This window comes from Nocardiopsis sp. M1B1, from assembly GCF_052466615.1.
This window is the reverse complement of record NZ_CP196194.1, coordinates 6,651,310-6,676,736: the sequence shown is the minus strand read 5'-3', so window position 1 is coordinate 6,676,736 and position 25,427 is coordinate 6,651,310. Positions and strand designations below refer to the sequence as shown.

24 protein-coding genes, 1 pseudogene and 1 CRISPR repeat array are annotated in these 25,427 nt (G+C 72.4%); of the genes and pseudogenes, 15 read left to right on the top strand and 10 right to left on the bottom strand.

Annotation, left to right across the window (positions count from 1 at the left end; translation table 11 throughout):
- The first annotated feature begins 64 nt into the window (after window positions 1-64).
- On the top strand, window positions 65-2,119 hold the full coding sequence (locus tag ACSTA4_RS28935) for a hypothetical protein (protein ID WP_444961834.1): 2,055 nt from the start codon (window positions 65-67) through the stop codon (window positions 2,117-2,119).
- A 28-nt stretch (window positions 2,120-2,147) separates the two neighbouring features.
- On the top strand, window positions 2,148-3,689 hold the full coding sequence (locus tag ACSTA4_RS28930) for a hypothetical protein (RefSeq protein ID WP_444961833.1): 1,542 nt from the start codon (window positions 2,148-2,150) through the stop codon (window positions 3,687-3,689).
- Between the two features lie 171 nt (window positions 3,690-3,860).
- Window positions 3,861-4,377: direct repeats of the CRISPR family, unit length 29 nt; unit sequence CTGCTCCCCGCGCACGCGGGGATGGTCCC.
- A gap of 71 nt (window positions 4,378-4,448) precedes the next feature.
- On the opposite strand, the gene ACSTA4_RS28925 is transcribed toward ACSTA4_RS28930, so the two are convergent.
- Both ACSTA4_RS28925 and ACSTA4_RS28920 read right to left on the bottom strand, forming a co-directional pair.
- On the bottom strand, window positions 4,449-4,640 hold the full coding sequence (locus ACSTA4_RS28925) for a DUF397 domain-containing protein (protein WP_444961832.1): 192 nt from the start codon (window positions 4,638-4,640) through the stop codon (window positions 4,449-4,451).
- A 6-nt stretch (window positions 4,641-4,646) separates the two neighbouring features.
- Window positions 4,647-5,483, bottom strand: a complete 837-nt coding sequence (locus tag ACSTA4_RS28920; protein WP_444961831.1) for a helix-turn-helix domain-containing protein — start codon at window positions 5,481-5,483, stop codon at window positions 4,647-4,649.
- A gap of 182 nt (window positions 5,484-5,665) precedes the next feature.
- Here ACSTA4_RS28920 and ACSTA4_RS28915 point away from each other — a divergent pair, with 182 nt between their 5' ends.
- The 7 genes and pseudogenes from ACSTA4_RS28915 (at window position 5,666) to ACSTA4_RS28885 (ending at window position 9,338) form a co-directional block, all read left to right on the top strand.
- Entirely contained in the window at window positions 5,666-6,142 is a 477-nt protein-coding gene (locus ACSTA4_RS28915) for a hypothetical protein (RefSeq protein ID WP_444961830.1), read from the top strand.
- A complete protein-coding gene (locus ACSTA4_RS28910) occupies window positions 6,139-6,318 on the top strand; it encodes a hypothetical protein (protein ID WP_444961829.1) in 180 nt (59 codons plus the stop codon). The genes ACSTA4_RS28915 and ACSTA4_RS28910 overlap by 4 nt, the downstream gene beginning before the upstream one ends.
- Window positions 6,318-6,566, top strand: a complete 249-nt coding sequence (locus ACSTA4_RS28905) for a hypothetical protein (RefSeq protein ID WP_444961828.1) — start codon at window positions 6,318-6,320, stop codon at window positions 6,564-6,566. The genes ACSTA4_RS28910 and ACSTA4_RS28905 overlap by 1 nt, the downstream gene beginning before the upstream one ends.
- Window positions 6,563-6,859, top strand: a complete 297-nt coding sequence (locus tag ACSTA4_RS28900) for a hypothetical protein (RefSeq protein ID WP_444961827.1) — start codon at window positions 6,563-6,565, stop codon at window positions 6,857-6,859. The genes ACSTA4_RS28905 and ACSTA4_RS28900 overlap by 4 nt, the downstream gene beginning before the upstream one ends.
- A gap of 90 nt (window positions 6,860-6,949) precedes the next feature.
- On the top strand, window positions 6,950-7,174 hold the full coding sequence (locus tag ACSTA4_RS28895; protein ID WP_444961826.1) for a BldC family transcriptional regulator: 225 nt from the start codon (window positions 6,950-6,952) through the stop codon (window positions 7,172-7,174).
- Between the two features lie 146 nt (window positions 7,175-7,320).
- Window positions 7,321-8,280, top strand: a pseudogene (locus ACSTA4_RS28890) (ATP-binding cassette domain-containing protein); the annotation flags it as partial.
- Window positions 8,281-8,507: 227 nt separating this feature from the next.
- Window positions 8,508-9,338 carry an ABC transporter permease gene (locus ACSTA4_RS28885; protein WP_444961825.1) on the top strand — a complete coding sequence of 277 codons (831 nt, stop codon included), beginning with the start codon at window positions 8,508-8,510 and terminating at the stop codon, window positions 9,336-9,338.
- Between the two features lie 4 nt (window positions 9,339-9,342).
- On the opposite strand, the gene ACSTA4_RS28880 is transcribed toward ACSTA4_RS28885, so the two are convergent.
- The 4 genes from ACSTA4_RS28880 to ACSTA4_RS28865 all read right to left on the bottom strand — a co-directional run bounded on the left by ACSTA4_RS28880 (window position 9,343) and on the right by ACSTA4_RS28865 (window position 13,749).
- Window positions 9,343-9,954 carry a hypothetical protein gene (locus ACSTA4_RS28880; RefSeq protein ID WP_444961824.1) on the bottom strand — a complete coding sequence of 204 codons (612 nt, stop codon included), beginning with the start codon at window positions 9,952-9,954 and terminating at the stop codon, window positions 9,343-9,345.
- The gene (locus ACSTA4_RS28875) at window positions 9,951-10,625 is read right to left on the bottom strand and encodes a hypothetical protein (RefSeq protein WP_444961823.1); all 675 of its coding nucleotides are present in this window, start codon (window positions 10,623-10,625) and stop codon (window positions 9,951-9,953) included. The genes ACSTA4_RS28880 and ACSTA4_RS28875 overlap by 4 nt, the downstream gene beginning before the upstream one ends.
- Window positions 10,626-10,823: 198 nt before the next feature.
- On the bottom strand, window positions 10,824-13,061 hold the full coding sequence (locus ACSTA4_RS28870; protein WP_444961822.1) for an ATP-binding protein: 2,238 nt from the start codon (window positions 13,059-13,061) through the stop codon (window positions 10,824-10,826).
- Window positions 13,045-13,749 carry a response regulator transcription factor gene (locus tag ACSTA4_RS28865; RefSeq protein WP_444961821.1) on the bottom strand — a complete coding sequence of 235 codons (705 nt, stop codon included), beginning with the start codon at window positions 13,747-13,749 and terminating at the stop codon, window positions 13,045-13,047. Before ACSTA4_RS28865 ends, ACSTA4_RS28870 begins: the two co-directional genes overlap by 17 nt.
- A gap of 234 nt (window positions 13,750-13,983) precedes the next feature.
- On the opposite strand from ACSTA4_RS28865, the gene ACSTA4_RS28860 reads away from it, so the two are divergent.
- Both ACSTA4_RS28860 and ACSTA4_RS28855 read left to right on the top strand, forming a co-directional pair.
- Entirely contained in the window at window positions 13,984-14,721 is a 738-nt protein-coding gene (locus ACSTA4_RS28860; protein ID WP_444961820.1) for a L,D-transpeptidase, read from the top strand.
- A gap of 68 nt (window positions 14,722-14,789) precedes the next feature.
- Entirely contained in the window at window positions 14,790-15,179 is a 390-nt protein-coding gene (locus ACSTA4_RS28855; RefSeq protein WP_444961819.1) for a hypothetical protein, read from the top strand.
- A 70-nt stretch (window positions 15,180-15,249) separates the two neighbouring features.
- Here the strand turns inward: ACSTA4_RS28855 and ACSTA4_RS28850 are convergent, their stop codons facing one another.
- Window positions 15,250-16,839 (bottom strand): FAD-binding oxidoreductase, encoded by a 1,590-nt coding sequence (locus ACSTA4_RS28850; RefSeq protein WP_444961818.1) that lies wholly within the window; start codon window positions 16,837-16,839, stop codon window positions 15,250-15,252.
- A 266-nt stretch (window positions 16,840-17,105) separates the two neighbouring features.
- On the opposite strand from ACSTA4_RS28850, the gene ACSTA4_RS28845 reads away from it, so the two are divergent.
- Window positions 17,106-18,362: an FAD-dependent oxidoreductase gene (locus tag ACSTA4_RS28845; protein ID WP_444961817.1), complete on the top strand. Its 1,257-nt coding sequence runs from the start codon at window positions 17,106-17,108 to the stop codon at window positions 18,360-18,362.
- 73 nt (window positions 18,363-18,435) lie between these two features.
- Here ACSTA4_RS28845 and ACSTA4_RS28840 read toward each other — a convergent pair whose 3' ends face one another.
- From ACSTA4_RS28840 to ACSTA4_RS28830, 3 genes are all read right to left on the bottom strand, one after another.
- Window positions 18,436-18,909, bottom strand: a complete 474-nt coding sequence (locus ACSTA4_RS28840) for a hypothetical protein (RefSeq protein ID WP_444961816.1) — start codon at window positions 18,907-18,909, stop codon at window positions 18,436-18,438.
- Window positions 18,906-21,284, bottom strand: coding sequence for a molybdopterin oxidoreductase family protein (locus tag ACSTA4_RS28835; RefSeq protein WP_444961815.1), 2,379 nt, complete (start codon window positions 21,282-21,284; stop codon window positions 18,906-18,908). The genes ACSTA4_RS28840 and ACSTA4_RS28835 overlap by 4 nt, the downstream gene beginning before the upstream one ends.
- 355 nt (window positions 21,285-21,639) lie before the next feature.
- Window positions 21,640-22,344 carry an IclR family transcriptional regulator gene (locus ACSTA4_RS28830; RefSeq protein WP_444961814.1) on the bottom strand — a complete coding sequence of 235 codons (705 nt, stop codon included), beginning with the start codon at window positions 22,342-22,344 and terminating at the stop codon, window positions 21,640-21,642.
- A gap of 119 nt (window positions 22,345-22,463) precedes the next feature.
- Here ACSTA4_RS28830 and ACSTA4_RS28825 point away from each other — a divergent pair, with 119 nt between their 5' ends.
- From ACSTA4_RS28825 to ACSTA4_RS28815, 3 genes are all read left to right on the top strand, one after another.
- Window positions 22,464-22,877, top strand: coding sequence for a nuclear transport factor 2 family protein (locus ACSTA4_RS28825; RefSeq protein WP_444961813.1), 414 nt, complete (start codon window positions 22,464-22,466; stop codon window positions 22,875-22,877).
- Window positions 22,878-23,017: 140 nt separating this feature from the next.
- Window positions 23,018-23,851 (top strand): SDR family NAD(P)-dependent oxidoreductase, encoded by an 834-nt coding sequence (locus ACSTA4_RS28820; protein ID WP_212642233.1) that lies wholly within the window; start codon window positions 23,018-23,020, stop codon window positions 23,849-23,851.
- The gene (locus ACSTA4_RS28815) at window positions 23,844-25,322 is read left to right on the top strand and encodes an FAD-dependent oxidoreductase (protein WP_444961812.1); all 1,479 of its coding nucleotides are present in this window, start codon (window positions 23,844-23,846) and stop codon (window positions 25,320-25,322) included. Before ACSTA4_RS28820 ends, ACSTA4_RS28815 begins: the two co-directional genes overlap by 8 nt.
- Window positions 25,323-25,427: the final 105 nt, after the last annotated feature.

Genomic DNA, 25,427 nt, shown 5'->3' with positions numbered 1-25,427 from the left:
AGGGTGCGCATCATATGTCGGTGGCGGGTCGGAACGGGAGCGGGCAAAGGGAGGCCATCGGATCGTGGCGAATGGCGCGCAGGTGCCGGACGGTGATGAGACGCCGGTCGGGCAGGAGGCGCAGGCCGTCTGCTACAAGGAACTCGTGGACCCCGGCTGGTCGGGGCCGCCCGGCCGCAGGCGCCCCATCCTGCTCGTCCACGGCCCCCGGGGGTACGGCAAGTCCCACTTCGCCCTGCACAAGGCCCGCGAACTGGAGAGGCTCGGCGTCCCCCACGCCCACCTCGACCTCGCCGACGTCAGGTACCACTCCAGCGTCCCCGACGCCTTCGCCGCGATCTCCTCCCACCAGGAGAGGGGCCTGGCCCGCGCCCTGCGCTACTACGGTCGCCTCCAGTTCCCCCGGCTCTGGATCAGCCTGATCACCGTCCGCCTGGAGATCGACGCCGACGCGGCGCCGGGCGACGAAGGCGGCATCAGGAGCCGCAACGACCGGGCGCACGCCGAGATCACCGCCCTGGTGGACCAGGTGTGGCCCAGCGGCATGGGTCGGCTGAGCAGGTTCCTGAGCGAGGCGGGCGACCTCATCCCGCCCGCCGAACTGGTCGGCGTCGACCCGCTGCCCGTTGACCTCGCCCGGTGGGCCGCCGCCGTGTCCGGCATGGGCGCCCGCGTCCTGGAGCGCGTCTTCGAGTGGATGCGCGCGCAGGGCCAGGGCGGGCAGGCCCGGGAACAGGTGGCCGACTCCCTCTACCACCTGTGGCTCCAAGCCCGCGAGCCCGACGCCGTGGACGCGGTGTCCCGCATCTCCAACCGGGAGAAGGTGGCCCGCTTCCTGAGCGAGGCCCTGTTCACCGACCTCCAGCACGCGGCCAGGCGCGTGGGCTACCAGCCCACCCCGGTCCTGATGCTGGACAACGCCGACCGGGGCGTGGGGCCCGTGCTCCTGCGGTCCCTGGCCGAGGCCCCGGCGCCCTTCGCCCGAAGCGGGTTCCGCAGCGGCGTCGGCTTCCCGGAACCGCTCACCGTGGTCGCCACCACCTCCGAGACGGTCGACGGCGTGCCCCTCCAACGGTTCTACGAGGACACCCGGCAGCACATGCGCTTCTCGGCCCTGGAACCACTCGACCGGCGCGCCATCGGCGAACTGTTCTCGCGCGCCCGCTCCCGTGCCAAGGGCAGCGGTCACGTCTCGAACGAGATCGTCGACCTCCTCGCGGACTTCACCGGCGGGCACCCCGGAACCACCGCCCAGCTCGCCGACGCCTGGGTCGCGGTCCGGGGCACCAGCCTGCACGCCGCGCTCGCCCACCGCCCCGTCGACCCGGTCACCAGGCTGGAGTCCGCCGTGACCGTGGAGGAGGGCATGCTCACCACGGCCCTGGGCGTCGATCCGGACCGCCTCGACCAGCGCCTGCGGGAGGCTCTGGTCACCTGTTCCGCCGCCAGGGACCCCGACGCGGGGCTGTGGCTGAACCGGTCGGGCGAGCTCACCGAACGCGTGGAGGAGGACCGCCTCCTCGACCACCCCCTGTGGGACCGCACGGCCCCGGAGACGACCACCGTGCTGCGCCGCCTCCTGTCCCGCAGCCTGGCCCGGCGCCCGAGCGGAGCCCCCGGGAACTGGGACGCCGTCCACCGCAGGCTCGCCGACCACTACCAGAGCGGGGAGTCCGACAACCGGCGCTCCGCCGAGTGCGCGATCTACCACCGCCTCTGCGCGGGGCAGCTCGCCCGCGTGGCCTGGCACCTCCAGGGCTGGCTCAAGGCCCCCGACATCGGCGGCGAGGAGTGGGTCCGCCTGCTGCGGGGCGTCACCGCGGCGCCCCTGCGGGTCCGCCCGTCGTTCCCGCTCCTGGACGCGTGGACGCACACCTGGCAGCGGCACGCGGACCCGGAGGGGTCGGAGGGCAGCGAGGAGACCGAGACCGTCCTCAAGCTCGTCGCGGCCCGCCAGATCCTCAACGACCCCGACCTCTTCCGCTCCGGGGCGCTCCACTCGGTCTGCCACATGGCGCTGAACGACCTCGCCGGACGGGCTCCGAAGGGAGCGGCGCACATCTTCGACGAGGCGGCGTGGCACCTGCGGCTGGTCGCCAAGTTCGGCGCCAAGGCCTGAGCGACCGCCCACCACAGAAGGGACGACCATGACCGGCCCCCACGACGCGCCCCTGTCCCCGCACGTGCCCGGCGGTCCGGGCTCCCTCGTCCGCAGATGGCTGCGGCGCTGGTGGAAGCTGGTCGTCCCGGTGCTGGCGCTCCTGCTGCTGGTCCCGATCGCCCTCTACTGGGACGTGTTCACCTGCGGCGGGCCCGGAAGCGGCGTGCGCCTCTCGGAGGGGCAGTGCGTGGGCGTCACCGACGGGTCGTACGTCTACCACGAGGAGTACGCCGAGGTGCAGGCGGCCATCGCCCGCGAGAACACCCGGGTGGGGGAGGAGGCCGACGGACACGTCGTCCGGATCGCCCTCCTGGGCACGCTCACCTTCGGCGACGTCAGCCCCATGGACCCCGTCCGTATGGTCAGGTCACTGGAGGGGGCCCACACCGCGCAGATGCGGGCCAACCACACGCCCCACTTCGGTGACCAGAGTCCGGCGATACAGCTTTACCTGGCGAACATGGGCGGGCAGCAGGAGAGCTGGGAGCCGGTGGTGGACGAACTCGTCGCCATGGCCGGAGACGAGGAGAACCCCCTCGTCGCGGTCGTCGGCATGGGGGTGAGCGTCAACTCCACCCGGGACGTGGCCGCCCGCCTGGACGTGCACGGCATTCCCATGGTCTCGGCCGCGGTCACCGCCGACGGCCTGGCCCACCCCGAGACGCCGGGCCTGATGCGCGCCGCGCCCAGCAACACCGAGTACGTGCGGGCGCTGCGGGCCTACCTCGACGACCTGGAGGAGGCGCCCAGGGCGAGCCTGGTCTACGACGCCAACGAACCCGACCTGTTCGTCTCCTCCCTGCGCGAGGCCTACGAGAACCAGCTCGGCGTGTACATCACCGGGCACCCCCAGGAGTACACCGGTACGACCGTCGGGGACCCGCCCCGTGCGGGCCTGTTCCACACGGTGACCCTCAACGTGTGCGCCTCGGGCACGGACACGGTGCTCTTCGCGGGTCGTGCGCCGGACCTCAAGGAGTTCCTCGCCTCCCTGGCCAGCCGGGCCTGCTCCGACCAGCCCTTCCGGGTGCTGTTCTCGGTGATCGGGCTGACCGCCATGGACGACGAGGAGGTGATGGGTTACCTGCGCGACGGGGACATCACCCTGGTCTACGCCTCGGCCATCGACCCGCGCTGGAGCACGGGACGGGCTCCAGAGAACGCGCCGCCGCACTACGGGTCCTTCGTGAACGCCTTCCACGAGTACGTGGGGGGCGAGGGTCCCGACGCCCTCAACAACGGATACGCCCTGGTCAACCACGACGCGTTCGCCGTGGCGGCCAGTGCCGTGAGGATGACCAACGGGATGGACCTGAACGGCGGCCCGCCCACCGCGGAGGAGGTGGCCTCCCAACTGATGCTGCTCAACAGCGCCCACGAGGTACGGGCGGGCGGCGGGACCCTCGGTTACAGCGACGAGTACGGCGGGGAGGCGGTCGGCCGGTACGTGCCCGTGGTGGAGTTGCCGATGGAGGGGGAGGAGCCCAGGGCCCACCCGCACGTCATCGGCGGTGTCGCAGGGGTGTGACTTCCTGGTTCTGGGCGGCTCGCTGATCGTGTGCCCGTTCGGCACGGTGAACGCGTGGGCCTGTGTGGAATCATCGGTTGGATCGGACTCGGCTTTGTGGGTGGAATGTCTGTTTCTTGGGAAGTTGGAAATTCGGCTGCTTGCCGCTGGTAAGTTCCCAGTTCAGCGAGTCTGCTCCCCGCGCACGCGGGGATGGTCCCACGCTGATCGCGCTCATCGTGCTCCCGCTGCTCTGCTCCCCGCGCACGCGGGGATGGTCCTCGCCGACGCGCTCACCTGCGGACTCTTCCTGTCTGCTCCCCGCGCACGCGGGGATGGTCCCCCCTGGTTCATCCGCTCCTCCAGGGCCGCCACCTGCTCCCCGCGCACGCGGGGATGGTCCCGACCGGTTCAACCAGCTGGCGCTGCGTTCCTACTGCTCCCCGCGCACGCGGGGATGGTCCCTGGTCGTGGAGGCGGTGGATGATCAGGCGCAGCTGCTCCCCGCGCACGCGGGGATGGTCCCCGCGCTCGCTGGCATGGGCTCGTTTAGCCCGGGTGCTCCCCGCGCACGCGGGGATGGTCCCTGCACGTCGAACCGGCGGCACGCCTGCCTGATGTGCTCCCCGCGCACGCGGGGATGGTCCCACACCATCGCGACTCATATAGGAGGCCTCATGGTGCTCCCCGCGCACGCGGGGATGGTCTGGTCAGTAGACTTCCCGTGGGAACTGAGAAGGGGCCGCCAGCGGAGATCGCTGGCGGCCCCTTTTATGCGTGTTACCGGGAGCGGACGCTGGTGAGGAACGCAGCCCATTCGGCTGAGGGCGCCTCCAGGTGACCGAGATGACGGTTCTGCGTGTCACGGACGGCGGCACCGGTGCCGGTGTCCGCGACCTCGACGCAGTTGCCGCCGCTGGGCTGGCTGTAGCTCGACTTGCGGAAGTTGAGCGGGGTGGGAACTGAGGTCATGGTTTTCTACTCGATCATGTGTCGAAGGTGGTCGATCGTCTCGCCGGGACGGAGGGCGGCCAGGCGCAGATGGTTCATCAGGGTTCTGTATCGGGCGACCTCGTCGGGCTCCTCCAAGTAGATTCCATCGGTGTCCGTTTCCAAATAGACCACCGTGGGATCGACCGATTCGGGGAACTCCAGGATGACGAAGGGGCCTCCACTCCCCGCGTTGAGCTGGGTCGCGCGTGTCATCTGGAGGGTCAGATTCGGGCGCTCGGCCATGTCCAGCAGATGCCGAATCTGCTCCTGACGCACCATCGGGTGCTGCTCCAGCCTCAGAAGCGCGGTCTCGTCAAAGATGGCCCACAGCTCCGGTGCGTCCTCGTCGTCCAGGATGCGCTGTCGGGTCATCCGCGCGTCGACGATGCGGCGGATGTCCTCCGGCCGCAACAGCGCTGCCTGGGCGATGACTTCCATGTACCCCGGCACCTGGAGCAGACCGGGCAGGACCACAGGCTCCCACGTGGAGATCGCGTTGGCCTCGGTCTCGAATCCCACGTATCTCGCGGCCAGGACGTCTCGGTACCGGTTCCACCAACCGCGTTCGAGGGACTGGCGGCACAGGTCGAGGATCTCCTCGTACTCGCGGCCTGGTGACAGCCCGCAGGCGTTGAGGATGGCGCGGATTTCCGGGAGCTTCGGGCGCTGCTTGAGGCCGGATTCGATGTTGGAGTACGTCGACTTGGACAGCTCGGCGGCCTTCGCGACTTCCTCACTGGTCATGCGCGCGGCTTGGCGGATGCGTCGCAGCTCAGCGGACAGGCGACGTCGTCGGATGGTTGGCGAGTACCTGGTGGCCATGATGCCCCTGATCGTAGATCGTCGTCGGTCAGAGAGGGACATTTTAGGAATCCTGTAACTGGATATCGGACGTAAGCGCACAACTAGGAATCCTAACCTTGAAAAGTTGGAATCCTAGTTGCATCATGAGGTTACTCAGTCCTTGCCGGGCTTCCCACCCGGCAGCCGAGAGGAGTCGCCTCGTGCGATACCTGATCCAGTTCTTCGTCATGCTGTGGCGGGCGATAGCCCCGCCCGCCCAGGGCCGTCACACGCGGTCCGCGCCGCCTCCCGCTCGAATCCAAGCCCCGCGCCGCCGCCCACCCGTGCGCCGCCGCTGGGAGTGGCAGGACCCGCCGCCCCCTCCTCCGGAGCCCGTCGAACCCCCGGTGGAGCGCGAGCTCATCCCGCCCTACTACCGGGCATGGGAGCAGACGCGAGCAGAAAAGCGACCCGCTCCTGACCACCTCGCGGGCGACATCCTGCACGTCATCGCCCCGGCCGCGCCGCCACCGCGCACACCGGGCGACCTCACCGACCTCGCCGCCGTGGTCCGTCAGTGGCACACCGCCCAGACTGTCCAGGCCGCCCAGACTGTCCAGGCCGCCCAGACCGCCCAGACCGCCCAGACCGCCCAGCCCATCCAGGCCGCCCGAACCGTCGAGGGGGTGCGCGCGTGAACTCCCTCGTCTTCCAACCGCTTCGCCGCTACCACCGCCACGACCACCGTCACCGCAGCCGCCGCACCCGTCCCTTCCTGACCGTGCTCCCCACGGCATGGGTCAGCGTCGCCACGGGCGCCCTTCCGATCGTGCTCACCGCCGCACACCAGGTACTCCGGGAGGCGAAGCGATGATGTCAGCGACCACCGCCGTCACCATCACGGACCTGACGTGCGACGACGTCCGTCTGTGCCGCGAAGCCAGCGGTTCCGGCGCACTCGCCTCCCTGGCCGTGGCCGCCTGCCACGTCGACCTCTCCCCGGGATGGAGCGCGCACGGCCGCGCCGCGCGCGTCGCCGCCCTGGAGAAGCTCGCCCGCCTGGCTCAGCAGGCCGCCCGCGAGTTGCGCGAGTCCGGTCAACGGCCGGGACGTGAGCCATGACCGCCGTGCCCGAGCCGCGCCGCGAACCGAGGACCGTGTTCGAGGTGCACGAAGTGGAGAGCAGGGAGGACCTGCGCGCCTGGGCCCGTGCCCACCGTGTGAGGGTCCACTACCTGGGCTCGACCTGGCAGCACGAGGAGGTCTACGGCGCTCAGAAGGGCACGCAGGTCCGCGTCTGCCGCACCCCGTGGGAGCACCACCGCCTCCACCCGGTCGTGTGGAGGTCGCCCCTGGAGGGACTGCCACCGGAGAAGCCGCCGTCCATCCCCCGGCAGCGCACGCCCGCTCCCTGAACCGGCCGCGCGCCGGGTGGCTCCGAGCCCCCGGCGCGCGGCCCCACCCTCTGTCTTCCGCCCCCGCCCCACCCCCGACGAAGGACTCCCGTGACCCACACACCCCGCAAGCCCCACGCATCCCATGCCGACCTGCCCGTTTCCCTGCTCACCGTGGCCGAGGTGGGCGACCTGTTCAGGGTCAATCCCAGGACCGTGAACCGGTGGGTCGCACAGGGGCGCATCCCCGTGGTCCGCACCCCCGGCGGCCACCTGCGCTTCGTCCCGGCCGAGGTCCGCCGACTGCTCCGGGTCGACCAGTGGCCCACCGCCTGAACCCCGGCGCGGAGCGGAGGCAGCCCCCTGTCCCAGAGCGAAAAAAAGATTCTGTACGCCGTACGGAATTATCTCCGATCCCCTTGTGTTCCCTAGATCGTAGGCCGTACTGTACGGCGTACGACAAGCGTGGAGAGGGGAACGCTGTGAACACGACCGGAGGCGCGATCACCGCGCGCGGTCTGGGCAAGCGCTACGGGAAGAGCTGGGCACTGCGCGGGTTCGACCTGGACGTGCCCGCGGGCAGCGTGTGCGGGCTGCTCGGGCCCAACGGCGCTGGCAAGACCACCGCCGTACGCGTCCTGGCCACGCTGCTGCGCGCGGACGAGGGCACCGCACGCGTCGCCGGGTACGACGTGGCCTCCCAGGGGGACGCGGTCCGCCGGAGCATCGGGCTGGTGGGCCAGAACGCCGCCGTGGACGAGGTGCTCAGCGGACGGCAGAACCTGGAGATGTTCGGCCGCCTGTACCACCTGGGTGCCCGCCGCGCCGCCGCGCGGGCCGACGAGCTGCTGGAACGTTTCCGCCTGGCCGACACCGGACGCAAGCCGGTCAGCGCCTACTCAGGCGGCATGCGCCGCCGACTGGACCTGGCCGCGAGCATGATCCTGTCCCCGCCCGTGCTGTTCCTGGACGAGCCCACCGTCGGACTCGACCCCCGGGGCCGCAACGAGGTGTGGAACGCCGTCCGCGCCCTCGTGGCGGGCGACACCACGGTGCTGCTCACCACCCAGTACCTGGAGGAGGCCGACCAGCTCGCCGACCGGATCTCGGTGGTCGACTCCGGCCGCGTCGTCGCCGAGGGCACACCGGAGGAACTCAAGTCCCGGCTGGGCGGTGACCGGCTCGACGTGGTGCTCCACGAGGCCGCCGCGCTGGACCGGGCCGCCGCCCTCATCGGCCGGGTGACCGGAGAGCGGCCCGAGGTCGAGGCCGACGCGCGTCGGATCGGCGTCGGTGTTCGCAACCGGGTCGCGGCCCTCACCGAGGTGGTGAGGGCGCTGGAGGAGGAGGGGATCGAGGTGGAGGACGTCGCGCTGCGCCGACCGACCCTGGACGAGGTCTTCCTGCACCTGACCGGCGGTCATGAGGACCGCGGCGACCGCGATGGCCACGGGGACCGCCGTGGCCGTGATGGCGTCGGTGAAGCCGGTGAAGTCGGTAATGGCGGTGGCGTCAGTGACGCCGGTGTCGACCGTGACGTCAGTGACGGAGGTGACCGCGACGCCGGTGGCGGTGACGGTCACGACGTTCGTGGGAAACACGGTGACAGCGGGGACCACGGCGAGCACGGAGAGCACGAAGAACGCGACGACCGAGTGGGGGAGAGCCGATGAACGACACCGTCATCCAGGGCGCAGTATCCGCGCCCGCCGACCGGCTGCGCTGGGCGCTGGCGGACGGGTGGACCATCGCCCGGCGCGACGTCGTCCACTGGCTGCGCCAGCCCGGCCAGCTCGTCGCGGGACTGCTGTTCCCCGTGGTCATGGTGCTGATGTTCGGGTTCCTGTTCGGCGGGGCGATGACCGTGCCCGGCGGCGGGGACTACCGGGAGTTCCTGATGCCCGGCATGTTCGCCATGGCGATGGTCTTCGGGGTGGGCGAGACGGTCACCGCCGTGTCCCAGGACGCCGCGCGCGGGGTCACCGACCGGTTCCGCTCCATGCCCATGGCGCCTTCGGCCGTCGTGGTGGGCCGGTGCGCGGCGGACATGCTCCGGTCGGCGATCACCCTGTTCCTGCTGGTCCTGTGCGGCCTGCTGGTGGGGTGGCAGTGGAACGGCGGCATCGGTGAGGCCGCCGCCGGGATCGGTCTGCTCCTGCTGCTGCGCTTCTCGCTGGTGTGGGTGGGCGTCTACGTGGGCCTGGCCGTGCGGGGCGAGGGCGCACTCGGGGCCGTGCACATGCTGGAGTTCCCGCTGGGTTTCCTGTCCAACGCCTTCGTGGCGACGGCGTCCATGCCGGTGTGGCTGGGCGCGGTCGCGGACTGGAACCCGCTGTCGTCCACGGTCGCCGCCACCCGGGAGCTGTTCGGCAACCCGGGGTGGGGCGGGGAGAGCTGGATCGCGCAGAACGCGGTGCTCATGGCGGTGGTCTGGCCGCTGGTGCTCACGGCGGTCTTCTTCCCGCTGTGCGTGCGGCGGTTCCGGGCACTCGGCCGCTGAGGGCTCAGGCGTCGGGGCCCGGGCCCGGGACTTCCTCCAACGCGGTGAGGAAGGCCCGGGCCCGCCTGCGTTGGCGTGCGGTGAGCGGCATCGCCACGAACAGCATGAGGGGGAACACCACAAGGCCCACGACGCTGCCCCAGAACCCGGGCCCGGTGGTGCTCATCGTTACCGACCACAGGTTCAGCGCGAGGCCCAGACCGAAGATGGTGGCCATGGTCTTGGGCCAGTAGGGCTGCCTCAGCACGGTCTCGGCCTGATGACGGGCGATCTGGTTGACCACGGGGTCAGCTCCGGGGGTTCCCCGGCGGACCAGCCGCCCGGCTTCACGCAGCCTGGCCCGGTCAGTTTCCGGCGGAAGGGGCTCTTTGGGCATCACCCGCACCATGAGCACGGCGAACACGCCCATGCCCGCGCCGAAGAACACACCGAGGGCTACCCCGGCCCCCACGAGCCGGAGTGGGTCGGAGATCTGGGTGGTGGACCCCAGAGTCACCGCCATGATGGTGCCGAAGGGGATTCCGGCGAGGATTCCGTTGACGACCCCGTAGCCGACCGGGTTGCGTCGGGCGTAGGCACGGATACGGACGAACAGGGGAGGGCGCTGCTCGTTCATCGGCTCGCCTTTCCGTACGCGGTTTCGTGGAGTGCGCGGAACCTACGTGCTCTTCCCACCAGCCGGGTCTGGAACGGGACCAGGAGCAGGGCCGCTCCGAAGAAGGCGAGGCAGTTGGCCTGGAGCGCCATCTGGTTCAGGTCGCCCGCTCGGGCGCCCGACGCGAAGGCGGCGGCACCCATCGCGAGCATCAGGACGCAGGAGGCGACGGGGATCAGCCGCAAGGCCGGGGAGGACAGGTGCCCCGCGTTCCAGAGGATGGTGTCCGCCCATGCCCGGGCCACCTGGTCGGTCCAGGCATCGTTGCTGAGCACACCTTCGTTCACCAGTGCCCTCGCGGTCCGTGCCTGTGCTGGCGTGGTCCACGGAGGAAGCCGTCCCGGCCGTACCGGCCCTCGGACGGACAGGAGGGGGAGCAACAGAGAGAGGGGGAGGACGGCCAGGCCCACGGTCGCGGCCGCGGGCGACAGGACCGCCGCGAACTCCCCCCACCCCCGGAACACTCCGGAGACGTCCTCCGAGACGTCGAAGAGCATCATCGCTCCGCCGTTGAGGGCCTGGGACCCCAAGAACACGCCGAAGAAAACCGCCAAGGCCGTCACCCAGCGGCCGTACGACCGGGCGTAGCCCTCACCGACGTTCGGGACACGGACGTTCGGGGGCTGGTGCACGCATCCTCCGCGGGCCCGGGGCAGGGGGAAACGCGGTCGGGCCGGTGCCGCGCCTGCCTGAATCCTAGACGAGACAGGGCATACCGGGCGCGGCGTGACCGTCTCCGGCCGCGCACGCGTTTCCATGTACGGTCCACCGTCACCGGCTGCCGCGCTGGGCTCCGCCTTCCGGCCCCGGCGACCAGCGGCACGACCCCCTCAGTCCTCCGACAGCCACTCCGACCCCTCCGGCCACTCCGGTTCCTCCACCCCTCGCGGTCCCTCCAGCGGCAGCCGCACCGTGAACGTGGTTCCCTCACCGACGACGCTCTCCACCGCCACCGACCCGCCGTGCAGCTCCACCAGGTTGCGCACGATGGCCAGCCCCAGCCCGCTCCCGCCGGTGCGCCGGTTGCGCGACTTGTCCGCCCGCCAGAACCGGTCGAACACGTGCGGCAGGTCCTCCGCCGGGATGCCCACACCGGTGTCGGCCACCTCGACGACCGCCTCCCCGCCCGAGCGGCGCGCCCGCACGGTCACCGTTCCGGGCGCCGGGGTGTGCCGCAGCGCGTTCCCCAGCAGGTTCCCGACCACCTGCACGAGCCGGGTCCGGTCGGCGACCACCACCACGCCCCCGGCCTCGTCTCTGGCTTCGTTCCCGGCCTCCGCCACCAGCCGCAGCCCGGCCCCGGCGGCCCTCAGCCGCTGGCTGTCCACCACCTGCTCCACGAGCGCCCCGGCGTCCACCGGCTCCGGGGACAGCCGCAGTTTGCCCGCGTCCGCCAGCGCCAGGTCCTGGAGGTCGTCGACGATGTCCTGGAGCAGCAGCGTCTCGCCGACCAGCATCCCCATCCGCTCCCGGTCCAGGTCGGCGACCCCGTCCTGGGCCGCCTCCAACCAGCCGCGCAGATTGCTCAGCGGCGTCCGCAGTTCGTGCGAGACGTCGCTGACCATCGCCCGGCGCTGCTTCTCCAACCGCTCCAGGTGCTCGGCCATCTCGTTGAACGCGTCCGCCAGCTGGCCGAGCTCGCCGGAGTCGCGCACCTCCACCCGCGAGTCCCCCCGCCCCTCGCGCATCCGCCGCACCGCGTCGGTCAGCGCGCGCACCGGGCGGACGAGCCGCGTGGACACCGCCACGCTCACCACCACCGTCAACACCAGTACCAGCAGCACCACGCCGAAGACCCGAACCAGGCCCTCGCCGGTCAGCGGCACGACGCCCGACGACTCCGCCTCGGGGTCGTCGGTGAACAGCAGCGCCGCCGGGGCCACGTAGGGGTCCAACTGCTCGCGCCGGGCGGAGTCCAGGCACGCGGAGGTGCGGGCGTCGAAGCGCGGCGGCTGGGGCGCCCCGGACCCCCAACCGCCCATCTCCTCGGGAACCGCCCCCGGGGTCGGGACCTCCTGGGGCACCAGAGGCGGCGACGGCTCCTGCGACGGCGCCGGTTCGTCCCGCACGGGAGGCGGGACCGAGCCCACGGCCGGGTCCCGCTCCGCCTCGGACGGTTCCCCGGGCACGGGGACCGCGCCGCCGCCGGGATCGTCCGGCACCTCTCCGGGATCGTCCGTGTCCTCCTCGGGCACCGAGGGCTCACGCGGGGCGCGGGCCTCGTCCGCGAAGCCCCCGGAGTCCGTCGCGGAGCCGCCGGGGTCCGTCGCGAAGGTCGTGGGATCGGCCGCGGAGCCCCCGGGGACCGCCGCCGAGCCGACGGAGAACGCCACGGGGACCCCGAGGGCCCCGTCCATCCGGTACTCCGCCTCGGCCTCCTCGGGATCCTCCACACCCAGGCAGGTCCTGACCAGACCGTTCAGCTCCTCCAGCGCCTCCCGCTCACCGTCGGACGGCTCCTCCAGCGCCTCCAGCCCGCAGTCCAGCCACGCGTACCGGTCCGCCTGGGCCACGGTGACGGCGGGGCGTCCGCTGGGCCCGGCCTCCACCTCCACCGCCATCCCGTACAGGTCGCGCAGGCAGGAGGCGGTGTGCTCCGCCCTCTCGGCCAGATGGAGCCGCTCCACCTCCGACAGCGCGAACGGCCCCACCGCGCGGGGGTCGATGCGCCCGGCGACGTCGGAGGCGAGGGTGACGTCCACCGCCAGCGGATCGACCACCGAGGTCGTCCGCGGCGGAAGCGGCCGGACCTCCTCGGCCGAGTCCGCGATCAGCCCGCGGTTCTCGGTGGTCAGGACGATCCGCCGCCCCGTGTCCTCGGACAGGCGTTCCACCGTCTCGCCCACGCCGTCCCACCCTGGGTGGGCGGCGGCGTAGGCGACGAGCGCGTCGTGGATGCGGGTGTCCACGGCCAGGGTCTCCCCCTGCTGCACGGTGAGCGACTCCGACGTCCTCTGCACCGCCAGCCACGCCGTCGCGAAGATCGAGCAGACCGCCACCAGCACCGAACTCGCCAGCAGGCGCGCCAGCAGGCTGTGCCGCAGCGCGCCCCTACGCCGACCGGTCATCGGTCTTCCCGACGAGCTTGTAGCCGACGCCGTACACGGTGACCAGCCGCACCGGTCTGCGCGGGTCCGGCTCCAACTTCCGGCGCAGGTTCTTCACGTGCACGTCGATGGTGCGCTCGGTGATGAACCGACTCATGCCGTGGATGTGCTCCAGCAGCTGCGCGCGCGTCAGGACCCGGCCCGGCTGGGCGGCGAGCGCGGCGAGCAGCTGGAACTCGGCGGGCGTGCACGTGATCGGAGTTCCGTCCACCCGCACCGCGTGGCGCGACGGGTCCACCGAGACCGGGCCCGCGTGCAGCACCCGGTCCGCGTCGGCGGGGTCCCTGCGCGAGCGGCGCAGCAGCGTGCGCACCCGCGCCATCAGCTCGCGCGGGCTGTAGGGCTTGGTGACGTAGTCGTCCGCGCCCAGGTCGAGCCCGGTGAGCAGGTCCTCCTCGGTGGAGCGGGCGGTGAGCATCAGCACCGCCACGTCGGACTCCGCCCGCAGGGCCCGGCACGCGTCGAGTCCGCTCATGACCGGCATCATCACGTCGAGGACGACCAGGTCGGGGCGGTCCCGGTGGTGCGCCGCGACCGCCGCGCGCCCGTCGTGCACGACGCGGACGAAGTGCCCCTCGTGCTCCAGGTAGCGCCGGATCAGGTCGGCCTGGTTGACGTCGTCCTCGGCGACCAGCACATGCGCGCACACGGTGACCTCCGATCGGCTTCCGGCCCGGTCGGGCCTCGGTGCGGCTCGATCGTACGCGTGCGCGCGAGGGCGCCGGAGCGGGCCGGTGGAGCCCCCGCAGGTCATCACACAGGTCCCACACGACGGGCACACGGGTTCTTCACATTCGTCGGCCAGTGTTCGTTGTCGTCCGGAGCGCGAGCACACCGGACGCCTCCCCGAACGAAGCCGGACGGAAACCCCATGCGCCCAACGATGCCCGTAAGCCCCACCCGGACTCTGACGTCCCTCGCGGTCACCGCTGCCCTGGTAGCGCTCACGGCCTGCTCGTCCACTCCGGCCGACGAACCGGCGTCGGAGGAGGCTCCCGTCGACGCAGCCGGGAACGGCGTCGAGGGCGTGGAGATCGCGACGGTCGTCGGCGACGGGATCGACGTCCACGCCGAGCCCGGCGGCGAGGAGGTGCTGCACACCCTCGCGAGTCCGAACGACTTCGGGGTGGAACGCGCGTTCCTCGTCGAGCGCAACGAGGGCGAGTGGCTCCAGGTCCTGCTGCCGGTCCGACCGAACGGCAGCACGGGCTGGGTGAGGAGCGACGACGTGTGGCTGACCTCCACGGAGTACCGCGTGGAGGTCGACACCGGCGACTTCGAGTTCACCGTCTTCGACGGGGACGAGGAGGTGCGCACCGGAGTGATCGGCACGGGGGAGGGCGAGACCCCCACCCCCGAGGGCCGCTACTACTTCACCGAGCTGCTCCAGCCGCCGGACCCGGAGGGGCCCTACGGGGTCTACGCCTTCGGCCTGAGCGGGTTCTCCGAGACGTTGGAGACGTTCGCCGGCGGGCCCGGCCAGCTCGCCGTGCACGGCACCAACGACGAGGACGCCCTGGGCCGCGAGATCAGCCACGGGTGCGTCCGGGTCTCCAACGAGGACATCACCTGGATGGCCGAGAACCTGCCGATCGGCACCCCGGTCGAGATCTCCGGCTGAGGCGACCGGCTCCGGACCGCCGCGCGGGACGGTATCCCGCGCACACGAACCCACACACGAGGACCGACATGCGTCTGAAGAACTACCTGATCGTCGCCGGTTTCGCGGCCGCCGCCCTGTTCGGCGGCAGCCCCGTCTGGGCCGACGAATCGTCCGTCCCGGTAGCCACCCCCGCCCCGGCCGAGTGCTGGGGCGCCTCCGCGGAGCCCGCGCCGCCCGCCGAGGACTCCGGTGCCGGGGCCCCGTCCGAGGAGTCCGGCGGGTGGGCGCCCGGCGCGGGGGCCGAGCCGTGCGAGGACCCGGCCCAGCCGGGGGAGGAGCCCACGCCGCCCGCTGAGGAGCCCACCCCGGCCGAGGAGGACGAGGCGGCCGAGCAGGAGCAGCGGGACCGCGAGCGGGAGATCGAGGAGGCCGCAGCCCCCGTCCCCATGCCCGCGGACCCGAACTACACCGGCTGACCGCCGGTCCACGACCGGTGTCACCCCGTGGCGCGCACGGGGTGACACCGCGTGTACGGGGCCGGTTCCCTCAGGAGGCCCCGGAGCCCCGGACGGCGCCGTCCGCCGCCGCGGGGAGTTCGACCGACTGCCGGTGCCGGAACACGTTGAGCGGGTCCCACCGCTCCTTCACCCGCTGGAGCCGGGGGTAGGAGTCCTTGTAGTAGAGCTTCGACCAGCGGTCCTTCGAGGTGTTCCAGGCCGGGTCGCCGAGGTCGACGTCCGGGTAGTTGACGTAGCACCCGTCGGTGGCGTCGCCGACCACGGGGACCCCGCCGGTGGAGGCGAACGTCTTGCGGTAGGTGTCGCGGATCCACGCGATGTGCCGGGCCACGTCGGACTCCGGCTCGGTGCGCTTCCAGTAGACCTGGTACTGCACCTTGAGCACGGAGTCGCGCTGGGGCACGGCGGTGTCCCACGGCGGCTGGTTGACGGCCCCGCCGTAGGAGTCCACCTGGATCAGGGCCTCCTTGTTGACGTAGTCGGTGTAGTGCTCCTTGCCCAGGTAGGCCCACATGGCCTCGATCTGCGCCGGGCTGAACGGCTTGCGCAGGTAGGCCGACTTGTACTTGCCGCACTGGTTCTCCCCGGAGCCGTTGAGCACCTGGGTGGCCGTCAGCCAGGGCAGCTTCCGGGGGGTCTGCATGCCCTGGACCGCGGGGTGCTCCCCCATGGGGGTCGTCATCTGCCCGGACTTCGGTGCGATCCGGCCGTCGACGGCGTCCAGGAACTCCTCCATGGCCCGCCCGCCCTCGGAGTCGTCGGCGTCGACCTGGGCGACGAGGCCGATCTCCCCGTTGCTGACGTGGTTGAGCTTGAGCAGCGCGAAGAGCCTGCCGGACGCCTCGTCCGGGTCCTGGTGGTCGCGGAAGTACTCGCCGTACGCCGTGACCAGGGCGGCGAAGTCCTCCTTGGTGAAGTCTGACCACTTCCACGAGAGGCCGCTGAGCAGCACGTTCGACGGGGGTTCGGGCAGGTCGCGGAACCAGAACCGGGTGACGATCCCGAAGTTCCCGCCGCCGCCCCCGGTGTGCGCCCACAGCAGCTCCCGGCGGTCGGGGTCGGGGTCGTCCCGGGTGGCCAGGACGAGTCCGACCGAGCGGTCGGGGCGCACCACCGCCACCTCCACCGCGTACAGGTAGTCCACGGTGAGCCCGTACTGGCGGGAGAGCAGACCGTAGCCGCCCCCGGTGATGTGCCCGCCCACGCCCACCGAGTAGCAGGACCCGCCCGGCAGGGCCCTGCCGCTGAGCGGGTACAGGTGGCTGTAGCCGTGCCAGTTGGTGGCGCCCGCCTCCACGCAGTACGCCTCCAGTCCGGGGTCGTAGCCGATCCCGCACATGGGGCTGACGTCCAGGATCACGCGGACGTCGTCGCCGCAGACGAAGTCCTCGTAGCAGTGGCCGCCCGAGCGCACCGTGATCCGTGTGCGGTCCGTGTCCGCCGTCGTCTGGTTGACCGCCTCGGACAGGGCGCGGGCGGCGCCCTCGGGCGTGGCCACCATCCGCACGTAGTCGGGACGGGCGATCCAGCGCTGGTTGAACCCCCGGTCGAGCGCGGGATAGCGCTTGTCGGAGGGCTTGACGGTGGTCAGGGGAGGGATGCCGTGGTCGTGGGACATGTGAGCCGCCTGAGCTGCGAGGACAACGAGACGCCATGGGGTTACCCAGGGTGATCGGATGCGAAAAGCGGCCGGTGCGCCCTGTGTGGTTACGGACGGTGATGGAGGTCCGTAAGGGGCGGGAGCCGGTCGCCGAAAAGGCTTCTGGTGCGCATCCGCCCCCCGACGGTCGGAACCGGCCCCGCCGAGCCCCGGGCCCCGGGCCCACCCGCGGCTCGCCGGTCCGCGTCCGGGCCGGGCGCGGGCGGCTGACCTACGCTGGCGCCATGACTGATCTGCCGCAGCGCTGTGACGCCGTGGTCGTGGGGGCGGGCATGGCCGGACTGGTCGCCGCCGCCGACCTCGCCGCCGCCGGGCTCGACGTGACCGTCGTGGAGGCCGGGGAGTCCGTGGGGGGACGCGTCCGCAGCGACGTGCGGGACGGCTACGTGCTCGACCGCGGCTTCCAGATCCTCAACACCGCCTACCCGGCCGTGCGCCGCCGCCTGGACCTGGACGCCCTGCGCCTGCGGTCCTTCCCCAAGGGGATGGCCGTGCGCACCGACCGGGGGCTGCTGCGGCTGCACCCGTCGCCCTCCGGCGCCCTGTCGTCGCTGTCCCTGCTCTCCGGCTCGATCGTCCGCCCCTCCGACCTCTTCCGCCTGCTGCGCGCAGTGGCCGCGGACGCCCTGGAACCGGCCGACCGGATCAAGGCCAGGCCCGAGACCGACACCATCACCGCGCTGCGCCGCCTCGGCCTGGGCAAACGGGCCGTGAACACCCTGGTGCGCCCCTTCCTGACCGGCGTCTTCCTGGACGAGTCCCTGAGCACGTCCAGCAGGGTCAACGACCTGGTATGGCGCAGCTTCGCGCGGGGTCGGCTGGCCGTTCCGGAGGCGGGCATCCAGGCCGTCTCCGACCAGCTCGCGGCGCGCGCCGGGAGCGCGCGGTTCCTGTTGGGGACGCCCGCGCACGAGGTGGCGCCGGGGACGGTGCGCACCGAGGCGGGCACCGTGCGGGCCCGCGCCGTCGTGGTCGCGGTCGGCCCGGGCGCGGCGCCCAGGCTCCTGCCCTCGCTGCCCGCGCCGGTGCTCAACCCCGCCACCACCTACTACCACTCCCGTCCCGCCGGACCCGACGACGACCCGCTCCTGCACGTGGACGGGCGCTCCCGGCGCAGCGGGACCAGGCTGAGCAGCGTCATGGTGCTGACCGCCACCGCCCCGTCCTACGCGCCGCCCGGCCGGGCGCTGATCGCCTCCTCCACGGTGGGCCCCCACCAGCCCCCGGAGGCCGAGGTGCGGGCGGAGGCCGCCGGAATCCTGGGCACGCGCGACGGGGACTGGGAACACCTGGAGACGGTGCACGTGCCCGACGCCCTGCCCGCGGCGCCGCCGCCCCTGGGCGATTTGCGCCGTCCGGTCCGCCTGGAGGAGGGCCTCTACGTCGCGGGCGACCACCGCGACACGCCCTCGCTCCAGGGGGCGCTGGTCAGCGGGGCGCGGGCCGCCGCCGCGGTCCTGGCCGACCTCGACGGGCGGTGAGCCCGGCGCGGCCGCGCGTACGAGTCCGTGCGGACGGCCGCGTCGGCCGCGCGGAACGGTTCCGCGCGCTGCCTCAGGTGACCAGGATCTGCGGCGAGACCGTCTTGAGCATCGCGTCGGCCCAGATCATCTGCCGCAGCGACTGCGGGTGGCACCGCTTGGTGAGCGCCAGCAGCTCGGCGTCCGCGGTCACCTGCGCGCCCTGCCCGAGCAGGTCCCAGTCCAGGGACACGCCCGCCGCCATGCGGTACAGCCGTCGCAGGTCCGCCAGGAGCAGCAGGTCGGGGTCGGAGTCGTCCCCCGGCAGCTCGCCCGCCTCCTCGGTGGGCGGGTCCGGGTTCTCCGGTTCCGGCTCCCCGAGGTCCAGTCCGTAGCGGGCACCGGCCTCGGCGATCTCCCGCACGTGCTCACGCGACCAGCGGACCAGGTCCCGGGCCACGTGGTGGATCTCCTGCTCCTTCTCGTGCCGGTCGGCGATCCTGAGCAGTTCCCCGGCCAGGGCGCTCTCGGCGTCGTGCAGTTCGCGCAGGGCCACGGTGATCCTCATCGCGCACCTCCGGTGACGTTCTCCTCGGAGGCGGCGTCGGGGCCGCCCGCGGTCTCGGGCACCCCGCCGCCGACCGGCCGGGACGCGGTCGTCGTCGGCGCGGGTGCCGGTGTGCCGTCCCCGGCTCCCAGGGGCCGCAGCCGGGCCGCCGAGGTCTTGAACAGGGGCTGTTTGGACACCGGGTCCCAGTCGGTGACGGTCGTCTCGTTGGCCGCCCGGTCCCGGTCGGGGGAGCCGCCGTCGGCGTCCCTGTCCCAGTAGCCGTAGTGGAACGGGACGAACAGCACCCCGGGGCGGATGTCGCTGATCCGCGCCTGCGCCCGGACCACCCCGCGCGGCGAGGCCACCTCGACGGGGTCGCCCTCGGAGATCCCGGCCTCCCTGGCGTCGGAGGGCGAGACCTCCACCCAGACCTCGGGGGCAGCCCCCTGCAACTGCGGTGCCCGCCCGGTCTTGGTCCGCGTGTGGAAGTGGTAGAGCGTGCGGCCGGTGATCAGCGCGAAGGGGTACTCCCCGCTCGGCTCCTCGTGCGGCGGCAGGTACTCGGCGGCCTTGATGATCGCTCGGCCCTCGGGGTTCATCGCCTTGTACTCGGTCGGCTCCAGCGGCGCCCCGGTGACCAGGTCGCGGCCGTAGCTCTCGCACTGGTCGGGCGCCGCCCAGAACCGGCCGTCGGCGTACAGGCGCTCGGTGCCGTCCGGGTTCTGGTCGTTGCAGGGCCACTGCACGCCGCTGCCGCCGCGCAGCTTGCCGTAGGTGAGGCCGGTGTAGTCGCACGGCCGTCCGGCGGTGGCCTCCTTCCACGCCTCGAAGGCCGACTCGGGGTCGTGCCACTGCGGGAACGGCGCACCGTCGTTGTCGCGGAAGTCCATCCGCCGGGCGTAGTCCAAGAAGATGTCCAGGTCCGACCGGGCCTCGCCGGGCGGCTCGACGGCCTTGTCGGACAGGTGGACGGTGCGGTCGGTGTTGGTGAACGTGCCCGTCTTCTCGCCCCAGGTCGCGGCGGGCAGCACCACGTCGGCGAGTTCGGCCGTCTCGGTCAGGAAGATGTCCTGCACCACCAGGAACAGCCCCTCCCGCGCGAGCACCGAGCGGATCCGCGCCAGCTCGGGCAGCGACACCGCCGGGTTGGTGGCGCTGACCCAGAGGAACTTGATCGACCCCTTCTCGGCGTACCGCATGATCTGCATCGCGTGCGTGGGCGGCGCGTAGTGCGGGATCTGCATGGGATCGAGGTTCCACACCGCGGCGAGGTCGCTGATGTGGTCGTCGTTGCTCCAGTTGCGAAAGCCCGTGAGGTCGCCGTCGGCGCCGCACTCGCGCGTGTTCTCCGCCGTGGGCTGCCCGTTCATCTGGAGGACGCCCGCGCCCGGCCTGCCGAGCATGCCGCGGATCAGGTGGATGTTGTTGACCTGCACGGACGCGGCGGTCGCCTGGTGCGACTGGTAGAAGCCCTGGAGCACGGTCGACATCAGCCGCTCGGCGCCGCCCAAGAGCGCGGCGGCCTCGCGGATCCGCTCCTCGGGGACCCCGCAGATCTCGGCGGCGCGCTCGGGCGGGTACCCCTCCACCTCCGCGACCAGGGAGTCGTAGCCGACCGTGTGGGCCTCGACGTAGTCGTGGTCGACCATGTCCAGCCGGATGATCTCGTGCAGGATGCCGTTCATCAGCGCGACGTTGGTCCCCGGCAGCGGCGCCAGGTGCAGCGCGGCCTCCCTCGCCACCGGGGTCGGCCGGGGGTCGACGCACAGGATCCGGGGCGGGTTGGGCCCGGCCAGCCGGTCGAGCACACGCGTCCACAGCACCGTCTGGGTCTCAGCCATGTTGTGGCCGTACAGGGCGATGACGTCGGCGTGGTCGATGTCGGTGTAGGAGCCGGGCTGCCCGTCGCAGCCGAACGACTCCTTGAGCGCGGCGGCGGCGGTGGCCGTGCACAGCCGGGTGTTGCCGTCCATGTGGTTGGTGCCGATCGCGCCGTGCCCGATGGCGGCGAGCGTGTAGTACTCCTCCAGGAAGAGCTGCCCGCTGGTGTAGAAGCCGATCGCGCTGGGGCCCTGCTCGTCGAGCAGCTCCCTGCTGCGCCGCACGACCAGGTCCATCGCGGTGTCCCAGTCGGTCTCGACCAGTTCGCCGTCCCGGCGCACCAGGGGCCGGGTGAGCCGGTCGGGTGAGTGGTTGGCCTGCCACCCGTAGAGGTCCTTGGGGCCCAGGCGCCCGTGGTTGACCCGGTCGCCCTCGCGGCCCCGCACCCCCACGATCCGGTCGTCCTTGACCGCGATGTCGAGCGCGTCGCCGTTGGAGTGCAGGATCGACGCGGACTGGACCCAGCGGTCCACCTGGTCGGGGACCACCCCCTCGGCCAGATGACCGTCCACTCTGGCCGGCCACTCCTGACCGGGCCCGTACGGGGTGCGCGACCCCCATGGTTCGGCGATCCTGTCCCTGGACGGCACCGACACCACCCCTTCCCGTGCGGCCGAAACGCGTGAACGCCGCTACCCGGGGGGCAAACGCGTAAACGGCACGGGACCCGGCGCCGCCTCGGCCCGTGGCCGGACGGAGCGAACGGTGGCTCACTAGGTTGCTCATTAGGTGGTGCATTAGGTGGCTCACTGGAATGGCAACGAGCAACCTAGTGAGCCAGGCCCGGTGTCGGGGAAACAGGCGTGCGTCAGGACGTCCCGGTTGCGGCCAGGGGAAAAGGTCCGGCCGGTCGCGCCCGGCCCCGGCTCAGGGCAGGTGCACCATCTCGGCGATCCGGCCGGCCGCCTCCCGCACGGCGGCGCCGAAGGGGGCGGGGTCGTCCAGCTCCAGGAGCGAGACGCCGACGCTGGCCACCGGTTCGGAACTCCTCCCGACCACCGCCGCCGACACCCCGGTCACCGCGTTGGTCACCTCTGCGTGGGAGACGGCGTAGCCCCGCTCGCGGGCCAGGGCGACCTCCTCGCGCTCCCCGGGCCGGGGCGGCATGGCCGCGAGCAGTGCCAGTCCGGCCGATCCCTTGTCGATGGGATCGACCCGCCCGGTCCGGAAGGCGATGTGGGCCGTGGCCCCGCGCGGTTCCACCACCATCAGGGCGCGCGCCTCGCCCTCACCCTCGGGAACGACGAGGTGCGCGGTGGCCGCCTGCGACTCGGCCAGCTCGGCCAGGACCGGACCGGCGACCTGGCGCAGGTCCGCCTCCACCGACTCGGCCAGCGCGACCAGTCCGGGCCCCAGGGTGATGCGCTTGAAGGGGCCGCGTTTGCACAGCCGGTGCTCCTCCAGCGTGCGCACCAGCCGGTGGGCGACCGTGCGGTGCACCCCCACCCCCTCGGCGATCTCGGTGAGCGACAGTCCGTGCGGACTGCGGCTGAGCAGCTCCAACACCTCGATCCCGTTGTGCAGGGTCTTGGACGTCCGGGTGTTGGGCCTGTCGGCCGGTGTCTCGGGCATCTGGCTCCTCTCGCACCGCGAAGATACACCTCCCGCCTCTTGACGCAGGTGACGTGTGACACATACGTTAAGCCTTAATTGCACTCCTAGTGCGATTATCGCACACTGAGGGGGAGGTCATGGACGGTTCGCTGGTCACCGGCATCCACCAGCTCTACGCGCGCCAGTCCCACCTGATCGACGGCGGCCACGCCGACGCCTGGGCGCGGACCTTCGCCCCCGACGGCGAGTTCCACTCACCGACCTATCCCGCGCCGGTCGTGGGGCGCGACCGCCTGCGGGCCTTCGCCGAGGACTTCGCGCACGCGGCCCGGGAGGCGGGCGAGGTGCGCCGCCACGTGGTCACCAACCTCTTCGTGGAGTCCGCGGACACCACACACGCGCAGGTCAGCGCCTATCTTCAGGTCATCGGCACCCGTGTGACGGGCGACACCGCAATCCTGAGGTTCACCACCCTCAGCGACCGGCTGGTCCACGACGGACAGGACTGGCGCATCGCGCGCCGGGACGTCCGGCGCGACGACACCGCCTGAACCCCGGCCGCGCCCGACCGGACCCGCGCCCACCGCACCCGCTGAACCCCGGCCGCGTCACGACCGGCTCCACCGCACCCGCCCCCACCAGACCCGGACCCGCCACCCGGTCCCGTCCCACCAAGGAAAGGCCGCACACCATGACCCAGCACGAGGGCACCGGCCCCGCCCGCGTCGTCCACCGCGTGATGGAGGCCGTCCACCCCGAGATGACCGGCCGCACCGCGGTCGTCACCGGGGCGGCGCGCGGCATGGGCCGCAGCTTCGCCGCGGCCCTGGCCACCCGCGGCGTCAACGTCGTCGCCGCCGACATCAACGACGTCGACATGAAGCGGGTCGCCGACGAGATCAACCGCGACCTGGCCGACGGCGCCCTGAGCGAGCGGCCCGGCCGGGTCGCCCCCCGCCGCGTCGACGTGGTCGTGCCCGAGCAGCACGACGACCTCGCCCGCGCCGCCGTCGACGAGTTCGGCTCCCTCGACTACTGGGTCAACAACGCCGGGGTCTTCCCGTACGCCACCGTCGGCGAGATCACCGCCGAGCAGATGTCCGCCGTCCTCGACGTCAACGTCCAGGGGGTCCTGCACGGCGCCCAGGCCGCCGCCCGCCGCATGCGGCCCGGCGGCGTCATCGTCAACATGTCCTCGGTGTCGGCGGTGCGCGTGCGCCGGGGCCGCGCCGCCTACTGCGCGTCCAAGGCCGCCGTCGCCCACCTGACCGAGTCCCTCGCCGTCGAACTGGGCGACAAGGGGCTGCGCGTCAACTCCATCGCCCCCGGCTTCATCGACACCGAGATGACGCGCTGGCTCCAGGACGACCCCGAGGCCCTGGCCGCCGCCCTGGACAACGTGCCGCTGCACCGGGTCGGCTCCCCCGAGGAGGTCGTCGGCGTCCTGCTCTTCCTGCTCTCCGACAGCAGCCGCTACGTGACCGGGCACAGCATCGCCGTCGACGGGGGGTCCCGCCATGTCTGAGCACGTCGGCCGGCACGACCACGAAGACGAGGAGACCGCCGACGTCGTCGTCATCGGCGGGGGAGGGGCCGGGCTCGCCGCGGCCGTCACCGCAGCCGAGGAGGGCGCGCGCGTCCTGCTGTTCGAGTCCGAGTCCGAGCTGGGCGGCTCCACCCAGCTCTCGGCGGGGCTCTTCACCGCCGCCGCGACCAGCGTCCAGCGCGGCGCGGGCGTGGAGGACAGCGCCGAGCGCTTCTACCAGCACTACATGGACCTCAACCAGTGGATGCTCGAACCCGGGCTGGTCCGCGCCTTCTGCGAGAACGCCGGACCCACCCTGGAATGGCTCATCGGACTGGGCGCCGGGTTCCCGGCCCGGACCTCCACCAACGCGCACATGCCCGGCCTGACACGGGCCGGGGTCGAGGACGTCTGGCGCGCCCACGTCCCCGCCGACCAGGGGCTCGGACTGGTCCAGGTGCTCGCCGCGGCCTGCCGCCGCCTCGGGGTCGAGACCGTGCTCAACACCCGGGTGCGGCACCTGCTGTTCGAGGACGGCCGGGTGCGCGGCGTCGTCGCCGACGGCGTCACCGTCCGCGCGAACGCCGTCGTGGTCGCCACCGGCGGCCTGGCCCAGGACCCCGAACTGCTCAAGGAGTACTACCCGGACGCCCTGGAGGCGGGCGAGCACGCGTTCGTCGTGGCCGCGCCCGGCAGCCGGGGCGACCACATGCGCTTCGCCGAACAGGTGGGCGCCTCCGTGACCGGCGCGGGCTGGGGGCTGCGGCTGCCCACCGTCTACTTCCAGCGCCAGCACCACTGGCAGTCGGGGTTCCCGCCGCTCTCGCGCGTGTACGTCAACGGGGCCGGGCGCCGCTTCATGGACGAGGACGCCTCCTACGCAGTCTCCACCGGCATCATCGACGCCCAGGGCGGCTCCGCCTGGTGCGTGTTCGACGACCGGGCCCGGGCCTCGCTGCCCGCCGGGTACGCGGACTGGACCCCCGAACGCGTCACCGAGGAGGCCGACGCGGGCCGCACCCTGCGCGCCGACACCCTGGAGGAACTGGCCGCCCTCATGGGGGTTCCCGAGGCAGCGCTGCTCACCACGGTGCGGACCTGGAACTCCCAGCTGCCGAACGGGCGGGACCCGGACTTCCTGCGCCACCTGACCCTGCGCGGCAAGGGGGCGCAGACCGATCCCGAGCCCCTGGACACCGCTCCGTACTACGCGGCCCGCGTGCTCCCGGCCGAGATCGTCTGCACGCACGCCGGTCTGGAGATCGACTCCGCCGCCGCCGTGCGCGACCGCACCGGGACCGCGGTCCCCGGGCTCTTCGCCGCGGGCGAGGCGGGCGCCGGGGTCCTCGGCCCCCGCTACGTCGGCGGCGGCAACGCGGTCGCCAACGCCCTCACCATGGGCCGCGTCGCCGGCCGGGGAGCGGCGGGCGCGCGGACCGGACCCGCCCGGCGGGCGCAACCCGCCGCGTGACGGGCGGCGCCACCGGACACGCCCCGGGGCGGGGGTCCTGAGGCGCACCCGCCCCGCACCTCCCGCCCCACCGCACCGGACGCTTCACGCGGTCCCCTCGGCGCA